Here is a 14634-nt window from a genome sequence, read left to right on the forward strand (position 1 = left end):
AGGTACGGTTGGGTTGTCAAAAAGTTTCAATTAATTTGAAAGAAGGTGTTCGGTTATGTATCAATTTAAAGATCATCACGGGTTTTTAGTTACATATTCTTACGACCTGAACCCTTTTTCACAAACGCCTGCCCATGTCTTTATTTTAACACGCTATAACGGGCAATGGGTTCTGACGAAGCATAAAAAAAGAGGGTATGAATTCCCGGGTGGAAAAGTTGAAGCAGGCGAGTCTGTCAGGCAGGCTGCCGGAAGAGAGGTCATGGAAGAGCTTGGCGGCGAGGCTGGTGAGCTGATTTATATCGGACAGTATAAGGTTGATGTGGATCCTGAAATTATTAAGTCAGTATTCTACACAGAACTTACCTCTCTTACGCCAAAGCATGATTATTACGAAACAGACGGTCCTGTCATGGTAACAGGGGATATTTTATCAGACCGGTACGGGGAAAAGTTCAGTTTTATTATGAAGGATGACACGGTCAGGTTATCAATTGAATCGATTCAGAAGAAAGTGGATGGAGGGAAAAAGCTTGGGTAAAAATGGTGAGATCATTCGGAAGCATCCCTATCCATCACCGAACCCCAAAATTTTGATGCATGAAGTGCTCTATTGGTCAGAAGGGTTAAAAGTGAAGGGGTTACTTGCAGAGCCTTTAAAAGAAGGGACTTATGATGGCTTTTTATATTTGAGAGGTGGTATAAAGGGTATCGGGATGGTCAGGCCGTCAAGGATTGCCCAGTTTGCTTCGCAGGGTTTTATTGTCTTTGCCCCTTATTACCGTGGAAACAGAGGGGGAGAAGGTAATGAGGATTTTGCCGGTGAAGACAGGATGGATGCAGTACACGGCAATGTGATTTTAAGAAACCACTCTGCATTTTCCGGTCACCTGCATGTCTTCGGGTTTTCAAGAGGCGGCGTCATGGCCCTGATTGCGGCAATTGAAGATGAAGGGATTTCTTCCGTTGTAACCTGGAATGGCGTCTCAGACATGGTACTGACCTATCAGGAACGTAAAGATATGAGAAGAATGATGAAGCGTGTCATTGGCGGTTCGCCAACAAAGGTACCAGAAGCGTATGAATGGCGTACACCGCTGAATGAAATCGAACGCATCAATTGTCCGGTGCTGATTATTCACGGTGAACTCGATAACAATGTGTCACCGGAGCACGCCTATCAACTTGAACATAAGCTGAAGGAAAATAATAAAAAAGTCGAGAGCTGGTATTATGCTGACTTTCATCATGCATTTCCACCGCTTGAAAACATTGCAACAGTTAAAAAACTGACAGACTGGATGAAAAAACAGAGGAGCTGAGTATAATGGGTATGCCGCTTGAGTTAAATACAATGATTGTGACAAAAGGAAGAGAAGAAAGAATTGAAAATAACTTTTTCAAGCTTGTAAAAGATGAATACAGATTGTATCCAATGCATATACCGCTTGAGGTGAAGAACTCAATTGCCGGTGAGGTCAGAGGAGTCGCTGAGATCTATAAGCTTGAGTGGAGCGGGCAGAAGACAATCATATATTTTGAAATAAAATCATTGGAATCTACAAACTAAAAAGCGTATCGGCATTGTGCCGATACGCTCTAAATGATTATACGATTGGACCGCCAAGCTTGGCGATGCTTTCATCAACGCTAGTGAACTTTTTGAAGTTCTCTTTAAACTTTATTGCAAGCTCCATCGCTTTTTCCTCATAAGCACTTTCATTCTTCCATGCAAATCTCGGCTGCAGTACATCATCAGGTACGCCAGGTACGTGAAGTGGTGTTTCAAGACCAAACAGCCCATTTTTCGCTGTTTCTGCATTTGCTAGTTCACCGTGAAGTGCTGCTCTGACCATTGCTCTTGTGTAGGCAAGCTTCATGCGAGATCCAGTGCCATAAGCGCCGCCAGTCCAGCCTGTATTCACAAGGTAGACTTCAGCATCATGCTCTTCTAGCTTTTTACCGAGCATTTCAGCATATACAGTCGGCTCAAGCGGAAGGAAAGGTGAGCCGAAGCATGTTGAGAATGTTGCTTCAGGTTCAGTAATGCCTCTTTCAGTACCGGCAAGCTTTGATGTATAGCCGCTCAGGAAGTGATACATTGCCTGCTCCTTCGTCAGCTTTGAGATCGGAGGCAGTACGCCGAATGCGTCAGCTGTCAGGAAGACAATTGTATTCGGATGACCGGCTCTGCTCGGATCAACAATATTTTTCATCGCCTGCAGCGGGTACGCAGCACGTGTGTTTTCAGTTAATGAAGAATCATCATAATCCGCTTCATGCGTCTCAGGGTCAAGTACGACATTTTCAAGGACTGAACCAAAGCGGATTGCATCAAAAATTTGCGGCTCTTTTTCCTCTGAAAGGTTGATGCATTTTGCATAACATCCACCTTCAATATTGAAGACGCCGTTATCAGACCAGCCGTGCTCATCATCCCCGATCAGCTTACGGTCAGCATCTGCTGAAAGCGTCGTTTTACCAGTTCCGGAAAGTCCGAAGAACAGTGCAACGTCACCTTCTGCTCCAACATTTGCAGAACAGTGCATCGGCAGAATATCATTTTGCGGCAGCAGGTAATTCATGACTGAGAAAATGGATTTTTTCATCTCACCTGCATATTCAGTACCACCGATTAAAATGGTACGCTGCTCAAATGATACAACGATAAATGTTTCTGAATTTGTGCCGTCTGTTTTTGGATCTGCCTTTAGCGAAGGCGCAGATAAAATGGTAAACGGTGCTTCATTCTGGCTGGTCCATGCTTCACCTTTTTCAGGGCGGATAAACAGCTGGTGAGCAAAGAGGTTATGCCATGCGCGCTCGTTAACAACGCGGATTGGAAGGCGGGAAGCAGCGTCAGCACCTGCGAAGCCTTCAAAGACGAATACTTCTTCTTTTTCACCAAGATGATTCAGTACTTTCGTATATAAACGGTCAAATGAGTCTTCAGAGATCGGCTGATTGACTTTACCCCAGTCAATCTTGTCACGCACAGAAGCTTCATCTACAATAAATTTATCTTTAGGAGAGCGGCCTGTATAAGTCCCCGTTTCAGCTCTGACAGCGCCTGTTGAAGTGATTGTACCTTCTTCTCTCATTAATACTTTTTCAACTAGCTGGGGTACAGAAAGGTTCTTATTCACGCGTTCACTCATTAATAGTTCTTTTAATTCTGAAGTGTTTCGGATTGTTGTCATGTTATCTCCCACCTTTTCAGTAAGTCATTCACCTTTGTTCGAAATTAGTATAACACATTCAAACGAATAGTCTATACTAATTGCGGATTTCATTAAAAAATCTTATTTTGTTATCTTCCTCGAAGTTGGCTGTTAATTTTCGCTCCAGGGGGGACGCTTTCCGTGGCCGGGCGGTGAGCCCGCAGGCTTCGCCGTTGCCTCACATGTCCCTTCCTGCGAGCCGCCCCCTTACGCTCTAATTAACAGCTGTGCAAGTACAACAATGGATTAAAATAAACGCAAGATCAAGAAAACTTCTCATCATCATACATATTATGATTGACATTAGACATGCATTTCCGTATGATAGTTTTTTGAACGGATACTCTTATCCCGAGCTGGTGGAGGGACAGGCCCTATGAAACCCAGCAACCTGCTCTGCAAAAAAGCGTGATGCTTTTGCGGTCCAAACAATTGGAGCGAAGGTGCTAACCTGGAGCAAGACAACTGTCTTGAACGATAAGAGTGAAAGGCGAACTGATTATGAACCTTTCCTCAAACATGCGATTGGGGAGAGGTTTCTTTTATTTTTAGCCGAAACTTGGATGATCTGGTAGGTTAACGTTCGATCTCTAAGGGTAATGAGTACCGTCGACTATTTGCTTCACAAGGAGGAGACTTATATGTCTGTAAAACGTCGTTTATTTACATCCGAGTCCGTAACTGAGGGACATCCGGATAAAATCTGTGATCAGATTTCTGATTCAATTCTTGATGCAATCTTAAAGGATGATCCGAATGCCCGTGTGGCGTGCGAAACTTCTGTTACAACCGGACTTGTTCTGGTAGCGGGAGAAATCTCAACTTCTACTTATGTAGATATCCCTAAGATCGTACGTGAAACGATCAAAGAAATCGGTTATACACGTGCTAAATACGGTTTTGATGCGGATACGTGTGCAGTATTAACTTCGATTGATGAGCAGTCACCTGACATCGCTGCAGGAGTTGACCGCTCACTTGAAGACCGTGAAAGCCAGATGACTGACGCTGAAATCGAATCAATCGGTGCCGGTGACCAGGGACTGATGTTTGGTTATGCAAATAACGAAACAACTGAACTGATGCCACTGCCAATCTCACTTGCTCACAAACTGTCACGCCGTCTGACTGAAGTGCGTAAAGAAGATATTCTTCCTTACCTGCGTCCTGATGGTAAAACACAGGTTACGGTTGAGTATGATGAAAACGACAAACCGGTACGTGTTGATACAATTGTTATCTCAACGCAGCACCACCCGGAAGTCAGCCTGGAGCAGATCCAGCGCAATCTGAAAGAACATGTCATCAACCAGGTTGTTCCTGCTGAACTGATTGATGAAGAAACAAAATACTTCATTAACCCGACTGGCCGTTTCGTTATCGGCGGACCTCAGGGGGATGCAGGTCTGACTGGCCGTAAGATCATCGTTGATACGTACGGTGGATATGCGCGTCACGGCGGCGGTGCATTCTCAGGTAAGGATGCAACAAAAGTTGACCGCTCAGGTGCTTATGCTGCACGTTATGTTGCAAAAAACATTGTGGCTGCTGGTCTTGCTGATAAATGTGAAGTACAGCTTGCATACGCAATCGGCGTGGCGCAGCCTGTTTCGATTTCAGTTAATACTTTCGGAACTGGTAAAGTAGACGAAGAGACGCTTGTAGAGCTGATCCGCAATCACTTTGACCTTCGTCCGGCAGGTATTATTAAAATGCTTGATCTTCGCCGTCCGATCTATAAGCAGACTGCTGCTTACGGACACTTTGGCCGTAATGATCTTGATCTTCCATGGGAAAGAACAGATAAAGCGGATGCGCTGAAGCAAGAAGCTAACGCATAATATGATTCAGATCCGGAATGTATCCTTTGAGATATATTCCGGATTTTTTTGTTGATGCGGGTTAGGTCAAATGTCACTTTTCTCCGAACACGATCTAGTATTCTTTGAACAACCACGTTTATTCTCCGAACATCGACAACCATTCCACGAACCACGCCACGCAAACACAGAATAAGTGTTCGCTAACTCACTACTCACATGATATGATAAAGTCACAAATCCCCGATTGATGCTTCGGACCAATACTAGGAGGAATTCCTTTGTTTACTGTCATTCTCGCAGAAAAACCTTCACAGGCAAAAAGCTATGCTGATGCATTTCATACATCACGAAAAACTGATGGTTATTTTCATATTGAAGATCCGCTGTTCCCGGGAGGAGCGGCAATTACATGGGGATTCGGTCATTTAGTATCTTTAGAGGAACCCCAGAAATATAAGCCGGAGTGGAAGCGCTGGAAGCTCGATACGCTGCCGATGATTCCGGAAGAATTCAAGTTCACTGTTCCTTATGCCAAGCGTGCGCAATTCAATATCGTCAAAGGTCTTCTCAGAAAAGCTGATCAGATTGTCGTAGCAACAGACAGTGACAGAGAAGGGGAGAATATTGCGCGGTCCATTATTGAGCAGGCAGGGATGATGCATAAGCCGACAAAACGCTTATGGATTAATTCGCTTGAAAAAGATGTGATCAGAAAAGGATTCCAGGAGCTGCGTAATGGAGACGATTACCTTTCGCTATATGATGAAGCGCAGACGAGACAGGTGAGTGACTGGCTTGTCGGAATGAATATTTCAAGGCTTTATACGCTGCTTTTACAGGAAAGAGGTGTCGATGGTCCGTTCAGTCTTGGACGCGTGCAGACGCCGACATTGTATATGATCTGGCAGCGGCAGCATGAAATTGAAAACTTTAAACCCGAACCGTTCTTTCAGCTGATTGCTGATCATAAGGAAAGCGGACAGGCTTTTCAGACAAAGCATAAAACGACGTTTAAAAAGATGGAAGAGGCTGCGGATATACTGAAACAGCACGGTATTGAGAATGGTGCTGACACAAAGGGAACAGTTGCTAAAGCGGAAAAGAAACTGAAGAAAATGCAGGCGCCAAGCCTTCACAGTCTGTCTTCACTTCAGGCGAAAATGAACAGACGATATAAATACAGCCCGTCCAATGTATTGAAAACAGTCCAGGATCTATATGAGAAAAAGCTGGTATCCTACCCGCGTACAGATTGCCAGTTCATCACAATGAGTGAATTCCGCTATTTGTTCGGTCAGCTTGATTCAATGAAAGCTGCAGCAGGAACCTCTTTTGATATAGCTCATCCGAAGCCACGGCCTAAATATGTGCAAGACAGCAAGGTGCAGGAGCACTATGCCATTATTCCGACGAAAAAAGTGCTATCGAGAGACCGGATTGAAAAACTGAAGCCGATGGAAAAAAACATTTATAACGAAATTCTTGGGAGCACGCTTGCGATGTTTCATGAGGATTATCATTATGAAGAAACGCAGGTGGATGTGGATATTCAGGGGCTCATTTTCAGTGTAAAAGGAGCAATTGAGAAAAAGCGTGGATGGAAAGAGCTGTTCAGTGAAAACGCCAAAAAAGATACAATTCTTCCACCGCTTAAAACAGGTGACGTTATTGCATCTGTTGTGAATATCAAAGATGATATGACGAAGCCGCCTAAGCCTTATACTGAAGGACAGCTCATCACCATGATGAAAACAGCCGGGAAAATGCTTGAAGATGAACAGGACCAGGCAATGTTGAAGGAAGTTGAAGGGATCGGGACTGAGGCAACGCGTGCTTCCATCATTGATACGTTAAAAAAGCAGCAGTACATTAAAGTTACGAAAAATACAGTGTCAGTAACAGATAAAGGCGTTACGCTCTGTCAGGTCATCGGCGGGACGTTATTGAGCAGTCCTGAAATGACGGCCAGGTGGGAAACCTATTTAAAGAAAATCGGCAGAAAAGAAGGCAGTCAGGAAGCGTTTCTGAACAATATCGCCAAGTTTATTCAGCATATGATCACTGAAGCGCCAAAGCAGATGGGAAGTGTAAAAGCCACGGCAGGAAGCGCTCAGAAAAAATCTTCCGTAATGCCGGTATGCCCAAGATGTAAAAAGGGTGTCATGGTGGATAAAGGTGGATTCTTCGGCTGCAGCGATTATAAGCAGGGCTGCAAACAGACGCTCCCTAAACTACTTCTGAAAAAGAAAATTTCAGATGCACAGATAAAAGCGCTTTGTGAAAAAGGTCAGACAGGCATGATCAAAGGATTTAAAAGTAAAGCAGGTAAAACATTCAGTGCCCGCCTTGTGTTGAGGGATGGGAAAATTGAAATGGAATTCAAATGAAAAAGCGGATGTGCTCATCCGCTTTTAGCTATTTACCCGCAGTTTCCTGCGGCTTTTTCTTTTTCTCTTCAAGCAGCTTTTTCACTTCATCCTTGTGTTTAGTATTCACAAGAATATACAGAAAATCTCCGGCTTTAATCTGCGTTTCACCATACGGGCTGATCAGTTGATCGTTCCGCACAATCGCACTGATTGTTGCCTGGTGCGGGAATTTCAGGTCCTTCAGTTTCTGACCTACAATTGCAATATCCCTATTCGTATGAAACTGGATCATTTCAGCATTCGCTTTTCCGATTGAAATCAGTTCCAACGAATGGTGAGGTGTATCTTTTTTAGGACCCACAAGATTCAGCTTCTTTGCCACATATGAAATCGTGGAACCCTGGAGAAGCGTTGAGGTAAGTACGATAAAGAAAACAACATTAAAAAACAGCTGCCCATTTTCAAGCCCTGCTACTACGGGGAATGTCGCGAGAACAATTGGTACGGCTCCTCTTAAACCTGCCCATGAAATGAAAATTCTTTCTTTCATTTTATACTTCATACCTGCAACCGATAAGAAAACTGCAATCGGACGAGCAACAAAAATTAAGATAATTGAAAGGATCAATCCATTAATCACGATATTTAAAGAGAATAACTCTCCGGGAAATACCAATAGACCTAATATGATAAACATCAGGATCTGAGACATCCAGGCGAAACCTTCATTGAATTGAAAAATAGAATAGCGGTAGGTTAATTCATTGTTACCAATAATAAGTGCAGCTACATAAACCGCAAGAAATCCACTACCACCAACAATTGCTGTAATACTGTATGTTAATAATGCAAAAGAAACAGAAAAAATTGGATAAAGTCCACTAGAATCAAGCTTGATCCGGTTCAGTGCAAATGAAGCAATTCGCCCGAGAATCAGACCAATTGCAAGACCGGCACCCATTTGAAGAATAAATGAAGGAATCAATCCCCAGATAGAGGAATTTTCATTTGAGATCAGTTCAATAAAAGACAGGGTTAAAAAAACAGCCATTGGGTCATTTGTTCCAGATTCGGCTTCGAGTGTGGCACCCATTTTTGCTTTGATGTTCCGTTCTTTTAAAACTGAAAAAACGGCAGCTGCATCTGTGGAGCCGACGATCGCACCAAATAATAGTCCTTCAAGCAGTGTTACGTCAAAGATCAGGTATGCTGCATAGCCTACAATTCCTGATGTTAGCACAACGCCCAGAGTTGCAAGAGAAAGGGAGGGGAGTGCTACTGCACGTACAGTCTGCCATTTCGTCTGCATTCCGCCTTCAAATAAGATGATCACAAGTGAAAAGATCCCGATCAGCTGTGCTGCTCTTGCATCATCAAAGTAAACAATTCCAAGACCATCACTGCCAACAATCATTCCTATGACAATAAAAAGAACGAGCGCCGGAAGTCCCCACTTGTTAGAAAACTTTGCAACAAGTACACCTGTTATTAGTAATAACCCCGTTAGAAGAATAAATGAATCATTACCGAATGATTCAAACAGCATATCGGTCACTCATTAAACATCGTCTCCATCTAAGCGATTGCGTTCAGCTTCTTTGTACACCTGTGCTTTTTCAGCATATTCTCTTACAATTCGCTTCATATCCGCGCGGTCTTCTTCGTTTACTTCGCGCACCACTTTTGCCGGGCGGCCGAATGCCATCATCCCCGCAGGAATCTTTTTACCCGGTGGCACAAGACTGCCTGCACCAATAAAAGCACCTTCACCGACTTCAGCGCCGTCAAGAATAATAGACCCCATTCCGATCAATGCATTTTTCCGGATTGTACAGCTGTGAAGCGTTACCTGGTGACCAATTGTCACTTCATCTTCAATAACAAGCGGCAGGTTAGGACTCTGGTGAAGCATGGAGAGATCCTGAATATTTACTTTATCACCAATGATGGTAGGTGATACGTCTCCCCGGATGACAGCACCCGGCCAGACACTTGATTCAGCCCCGATTTTCACGTCACCTGATATGGTAGCCATTTTTGATATGTATACACTTTCATCAATTTTAGGGTTGTGTCCTTTATAAGAAAGAATCATCAAATCACTCCTGTGTCCAATCTGAAATATGATATAGTTTATTTTAACACAGGCTTACCTGATACTTCACAACACAGACTTCTAAGAATTTGAAAGGCAGGTGTTCTTGTCATGTGGAAATGGGAAACTGATGGAATTGCACACGGCGTGATCGTGATGATTCATGGTGAACTTGAACATCATGCCAGGTACGGCTGGTTAATTGAAATGTGGCGTCAGAGAGGGTATCACGTTGTTATGGGTGATCTCCCCGGTCAGGGAATGGTGAAGAGAACAGAAAGAGGACATATTGACTCTTTTAAAGAATATGAAACGGCAGTAGAACAATGGATTGAAGCGGCGATGCTTTTTAACCTGCCGATCTTTTTACTTGGCCAGGGACTTGGCGGCTTAATTGCAGTCAGAATGATGTATAAAAAGAAATACGAAATTGCAGGGTTAATTTTGTCAAATCCAAGCTTTGCCTATAAGCATACCCCGTCAAAATTCAGTCATCTGCTATCAGGCAGTCTGAACAGACTATCTCCTGAGCACCGGTTTACTTTTGGCTTTACCGTTCAGGATGCAACACGTAACGATGAAATTATTGAGCTTGATCTGGAGGATCCGATCTATGTCTCCAGGGTATCGGTCAGGTGGTATCGGGAAATGCTGTTTGCAATGAAGCAAACCTTAGCAGAGGACAGTGACTTTCCTGATGTACCGGTTTTAATGATGCAAAGCGGTGAGAACAAGCTTGTAGATACAGGTCCGGGGAAGAAGTGGCTGCTGTCACATAACCTGGATGAATTTCAGTATAAAGAATGGCAGCAGTGTTACCATGAATTATTCAATGAACCAGAACGTGATGAAGTTTTTCACTATGCAGAATCATTTGTCAAAAATTGCTTAAGATCAATCGGCTATGATTTATAGAAGAGGTGGAATCACATGTCAGTTCCAAATGAACCGTTATTTCTGATGAATCAGGTATACCGTAAAGTGTTCCCAATCGTTCACAGGGAGCTTTATTACTGGAAGCAAAAAGCACTGCAGATCGAAAATGAAGAGTGTAGAAAACAGGCTATTGATAGTCTGACAAATAAGGCTTTTCACTGTGAAGGCGGCGGTATTATGTCTCTTTTAGCTTTAAAAGGGAAACGTGACGCCATCGAATTCATCGTGGCTTATCAGACGATCAGTGATTATCTTGATAACCTGTGTGACCGGAGCACATCACTTGATCCGGAGGATTTTGCAGCACTTCACCAGGCGATGGAAGATGCACTGACTGTTGGAGCCGTTCCGGGAGATTATTATCATTTGAGAGAAGACAGTGAAGATCATTACTTATCAGGACTTGTGCTGCGTTGTCAGGAAGTGCTCTCAAGAATTCCGAATTATCCTCTAATTAAGGAAGAACTGCTTTATCTGTCGCGTATTTACTGTGAACTGCAGATTCACAAACACGTGGCTGAAGATGAGCGTGAGGCGCGACTCCAGAAATGGTTTGAAGTCCACCGAGGTGAATTTCCCGAAATGGAATGGTACGAGTTTTCAGCATGTACAGGCTCAACGCTTGGTATTTTCTGTCTCGTATCCTATGCGCTCAGATCGGATTTTAAGCCTGAGCATGCAGCCATTATCCGGGAAGGTTACTTTCCTTACATACAGGGACTTCATATATTACTCGATTATTTTATTGACCAGCAAGAGGATCAGGAAGAGGGAGATCTCAACTTCTGCTTCTATTATAAAAATCCGGAAAACCTTTTTAAAAGGCTTCAACACTTTGTCAGGGAGGCAGACAAACATACGAGAAAACTCCCGCACAGCAGATTCCATATGCTGATCAACAGAGGGCTCCTTGGTGTTTATTTATCTGATGATAAAGTCAACAGCCAGAAGAAAGTAAGAAACCTTGCGCGGAAGATGATCCGGTCAAGCGGAGCGGTAAGCTTCTTCTTTTATATGAACGGAAGAGCGTATAGAAATGTCATGAAAGTTCTATCAGGAAACATTTATATTAAAAGTCAGGTATAAAAAGAGTCGGATATTTCGCTGAGCGGAATATTCGACTTTTTAAATGGACTTTACAATAATGTAGAATGAGAGGAGTGAAATCATGTCATTGACATTAAGTATATTAGATCAATCATCTATTTCAGAAGGGGGAACGGCTGAACAGGGTCTCAAGCAGACGGTGGAACTTGCACAGCTTGCAGACCGCCTGGGGTTTGAGCGCTTCTGGGTATCTGAGCATCATGATACACCAACGCTTGCCGGATCTTCCCCTGAAGTACTGATTGCCCATTTAGCAGCGAAAACAGAACGGATCAAAGTAGGTTCAGGCGGTGTGATGTTGCCACATTACAGCGCTTATAAAGTGGCTGAAAACTTTAAAGTGCTTGAAGGACTGACACCAGGGAGAATTGATGTCGGAATCGGCCGTGCGCCGGGCGGAATGCCAAGAGCATCATATGCCCTGTCAGACGGGAAACCGCGTGATGTGAACCGTTATCCTGAACAGGCTGCTGAGCTTCTGCAGTATCTGCATGATGATGTGCCTGAGGATCACCCTTATGGCAACATTAAAGCAACCCCTGTTACGCAGACTGTACCGGATCTCTGGATGCTTGGATCAAGTCCTTCATCAGCAGCACTTGCAGCTGATATGGGTGTGCCGTATACATTTGCGCTATTCATCAACGGACAGGGAGGACCTTCATATACACAGCAGTATTTGAGACGTTTCAAGCCTTCAAAATACTATGATAAGCCGAAACATTCTGTTGCGGTATTTACGATCTGCGGTGACACGATGGAGGATGCTGAGCGGATTGCATCTAGCCTGGATCTTTCAATGGTGATGCTTGAGCAGGGCATGCCGTCTAAAGGTACGCCGAGTCCTGAAAAAGCGATGGCTTATGAATATAGTCATTTTGAGAGACTGCGTGTGCTTGAAAACAGGAAGCGCATGGTGATTGGTGATATTGATCATGTTGAAAAAGAGCTGAATAGGCTTGCTGAAGAGTATGAGACGGATGAGATTATGCTGACGACGATTGCCTATGATTTTGAGGATAAGCTGAATTCATTTAAGCGGATTGCGGAGAGAATGCTGTAAAGGTTAGTTGGACTGGGGTTAACATGCTGTAACCGGCTTACTGCGCTTCAGGCGGACGCTTTCCGCAGGGCCGGCGGTGAGCCTCCTCAGGCTTCGCCTTGCGGGGTCTCACCTGTCCGACTTCTCCTGATGGAGTCGCCGCCTTCCGCTTCGTTCGCCTCAGATTACAATTAAAATGCAAACAGCCATGTGATTTTCTTCAAATCACATGGCTGCTTTTTATTTCTTTTCTATCGCCAGAATAAACGGCGATGGTGTTTGTGTATTGATAAATTGATAGCGCAGCACCTGGGCTTCGAGGCCATCTATTTTTTCGCAGTAGCGTAACAGGTAGTCTCGTTCAACGGCGCCTTCAGGGTGACCGTGGTAGATGACGAGAATCATCATACCGCCTGAGCGCATGACGCTTAGACACTGTTCAACCGCTGCAATGGTTGTGCGCGGTCTTGTGACGATCGTTTCATCACCGCCCGGCAGGTAACCGAGGTTAAAGATTGCGCCGGCAACTGCACCATGGTGAACAGGTGGGAGGGTCTCTTCAATTGTTTCATGTCCCTGGTTAAATAACAGAACGCGGTTTTTCAGTTCATATTCTTCAAGCTTTGATGTTGTTTCTGCAATTGCATCCTGCTGAACATCAAATCCGTAAACCCTGCCATGCTCGCCGACGAGGCGTGCGAGAAACAATGTGTCATTGCCGTTACCAACAGTAGCATCAATGACCACTTCCCCCGGTTTAACCGCTCTTTCTAAAAGTGTTCTTGTATATGGAAGGATTCTGTCCAGATTCATGACCGCACCTCACTTACATACTTGCTGCCCTGACACGAGCCTCTGTCAATCAGAGCCCGATCAATACCAGTCAGTACTTCCCATTTATTCACACTCCACATTGGTCCCACCATTAATTCAATTGGGCCGTCTCCCGTGATTCTGTGGATGATCATTTCAGGTGGAAGAATTTCAAGTTGATCACATACAAGCTCTACATATTCTTCCTGTGTCATAAATTCGAGCTGGCCTTTTTCATACTGCTTAACCATCGGTGTTCCTTTCAACAGATGAAGCAGGTGAATTTTAATGCCCTGCACGTCAAGGTCTGCAACTGCCTTCGCAGTTTCCATCATCATGTCACGGTCTTCACCGGGAAGTCCGTTAATAATATGTGAGCAGACTCTGATTCCGCGGTCACGGAGCTTTTTGACGCCTTCTTTATAGCATTCAAAATCATGTGCGCGGTTAATCATATCAGCTGTTGATTCATGAACTGTCTGGAGTCCAAGCTCCACCCAGAGATATGTTCTTTCATTTAATTCAGCCAGATAGTCAACAACGTCATCCGGCAGACAGTCAGGACGTGTTGCGATTGAGAGTCCGACAACATCTTCAAAGCCGAGTACTTTTTCATACTTCTCACGCAGCACTTCAACCGGCGCGTGGGTATTCGTAAATGCCTGGAAGTAAGCCATGTACTTACCTTCCTTCCACTTTCGGTGCATACGCGTTTTAATTTCGTTAAACTGCACTTCAAGCGGATCAACCCGGTTTCCTGCAAAGTCTCCGGATCCTGCAGCACTGCAGAATGTACAGCCGCCGTGGGCCACAGTGCCGTCACGGTTTGGGCAGTCAAAGCCGCCGTCAAGCGCGACTTTAAATACTTTATGTCCGAAATGATTTCTTAAATGATAGTTCCATGTATGATAGCGCTTGTTGTCAGCCGCATATTGAAAAGGGTTTTCTGTTGCCAAAGGTGTGAACCTCCTTCATTGCTTTTAGCGTACTCTTGGCATTCTACCATGATTTGCAGAGGGGGACTACTGAATGGAGGTGGATTGATTAAAAAGCGCTATATATAACGCCGGTGATTTCGGGGGAGGACTGCGCTTTCCTGCCCCCGGACGGTGAGCTTCCTCAGGCTCCGCCTTGCGGGATCTCACCTGCCCTTTTCCGGGGCGGGAGTCTCCGTCCTCCCCGGAAATCATCGGCTGAGTATGTACATTAACCATTAAAATACACAGTA

Annotated in this window: 13 protein-coding genes and 1 riboswitch; of the genes, 8 read left to right on the forward strand and 5 right to left on the reverse strand. The window is 44.3% G+C overall.

The window, feature by feature from the left end; genetic code table 11:
• The first annotated feature begins 55 nt into the window (after positions 1-55).
• The 3 genes from ytkD to ACH6CZ_RS00110 are packed head-to-tail and all read left to right on the forward strand — an operon-like array spanning position 56 to position 1570.
• A complete protein-coding gene (ytkD, locus tag ACH6CZ_RS00100; RefSeq protein ID WP_374095359.1) occupies positions 56-541 on the forward strand; it encodes an RNA deprotection pyrophosphohydrolase in 486 nt (161 codons plus the stop codon).
• Positions 519-1322 carry an alpha/beta hydrolase family protein gene (locus ACH6CZ_RS00105; protein WP_374095361.1) on the forward strand — a complete coding sequence of 268 codons (804 nt, stop codon included), beginning with the start codon at positions 519-521 and terminating at the stop codon, positions 1320-1322. Before ytkD ends, ACH6CZ_RS00105 begins: the two co-directional genes overlap by 23 nt.
• A gap of 5 nt (positions 1323-1327) precedes the next feature.
• On the forward strand, positions 1328-1570 hold the full coding sequence (locus ACH6CZ_RS00110; RefSeq protein ID WP_374095362.1) for a DUF2584 family protein: 243 nt from the start codon (positions 1328-1330) through the stop codon (positions 1568-1570).
• A gap of 37 nt (positions 1571-1607) precedes the next feature.
• Here the strand turns inward: ACH6CZ_RS00110 and pckA are convergent, their stop codons facing one another.
• Positions 1608-3200 (reverse strand): phosphoenolpyruvate carboxykinase (ATP), encoded by a 1593-nt coding sequence (pckA, locus tag ACH6CZ_RS00115; protein ID WP_374095364.1) that lies wholly within the window; start codon positions 3198-3200, stop codon positions 1608-1610.
• A 364-nt stretch (positions 3201-3564) separates the two neighbouring features.
• A riboswitch (SAM riboswitch) is annotated at positions 3565-3705 on the forward strand.
• 157 nt (positions 3706-3862) lie between these two features.
• Between pckA and metK the strand changes: the two genes are divergently transcribed.
• On the forward strand, positions 3863-5062 hold the full coding sequence (gene metK / locus ACH6CZ_RS00120) for a methionine adenosyltransferase (protein WP_374095366.1): 1200 nt from the start codon (positions 3863-3865) through the stop codon (positions 5060-5062).
• Between the two features lie 260 nt (positions 5063-5322).
• A complete protein-coding gene (locus tag ACH6CZ_RS00125) occupies positions 5323-7431 on the forward strand; it encodes a type IA DNA topoisomerase (RefSeq protein ID WP_374095367.1) in 2109 nt (702 codons plus the stop codon).
• 28 nt (positions 7432-7459) lie between these two features.
• Here ACH6CZ_RS00125 and ACH6CZ_RS00130 read toward each other — a convergent pair whose 3' ends face one another.
• Entirely contained in the window at positions 7460-8959 is a 1500-nt protein-coding gene (locus ACH6CZ_RS00130) for a potassium/proton antiporter (protein ID WP_374095369.1), read from the reverse strand.
• A gap of 12 nt (positions 8960-8971) precedes the next feature.
• Positions 8972-9508: a gamma carbonic anhydrase gene (locus ACH6CZ_RS00135; RefSeq protein ID WP_374095371.1), complete on the reverse strand. Its 537-nt coding sequence runs from the start codon at positions 9506-9508 to the stop codon at positions 8972-8974.
• A 111-nt stretch (positions 9509-9619) separates the two neighbouring features.
• Between ACH6CZ_RS00135 and ACH6CZ_RS00140 the strand changes: the two genes are divergently transcribed.
• The 3 genes from ACH6CZ_RS00140 (at position 9620) to ACH6CZ_RS00150 (ending at position 12614) form a co-directional block, all read left to right on the forward strand.
• Complete coding sequence (locus tag ACH6CZ_RS00140; protein WP_374095373.1) at positions 9620-10423, forward strand: alpha/beta fold hydrolase; 804 nt, start codon at positions 9620-9622, stop codon at positions 10421-10423.
• Between the two features lie 15 nt (positions 10424-10438).
• The gene (locus tag ACH6CZ_RS00145; RefSeq protein ID WP_374095374.1) at positions 10439-11530 is read left to right on the forward strand and encodes a tetraprenyl-beta-curcumene synthase family protein; all 1092 of its coding nucleotides are present in this window, start codon (positions 10439-10441) and stop codon (positions 11528-11530) included.
• Between the two features lie 82 nt (positions 11531-11612).
• A complete protein-coding gene (locus tag ACH6CZ_RS00150; RefSeq protein WP_374095376.1) occupies positions 11613-12614 on the forward strand; it encodes an LLM class flavin-dependent oxidoreductase in 1002 nt (333 codons plus the stop codon).
• Between the two features lie 219 nt (positions 12615-12833).
• On the opposite strand, the gene mnmM is transcribed toward ACH6CZ_RS00150, so the two are convergent.
• Entirely contained in the window at positions 12834-13406 is a 573-nt protein-coding gene (gene mnmM / locus ACH6CZ_RS00155) for a tRNA 5-(aminomethyl)-2-thiouridylate-methyltransferase MnmM (RefSeq protein WP_374095378.1), read from the reverse strand.
• Positions 13403-14362, reverse strand: a complete 960-nt coding sequence (gene mnmL / locus ACH6CZ_RS00160) for a tRNA modification radical SAM protein MnmL/YtqA (protein WP_374095380.1) — start codon at positions 14360-14362, stop codon at positions 13403-13405. Before mnmL ends, mnmM begins: the two co-directional genes overlap by 4 nt.
• Between the last annotated feature and the right edge of the window lie 272 nt (positions 14363-14634).

The sequence above is a fragment of the Jeotgalibacillus sp. JSM ZJ347 genome (assembly GCF_044383825.1).
In the GTDB taxonomy this organism is placed as follows: domain Bacteria; phylum Bacillota; class Bacilli; order Bacillales; family Jeotgalibacillaceae; genus Jeotgalibacillus.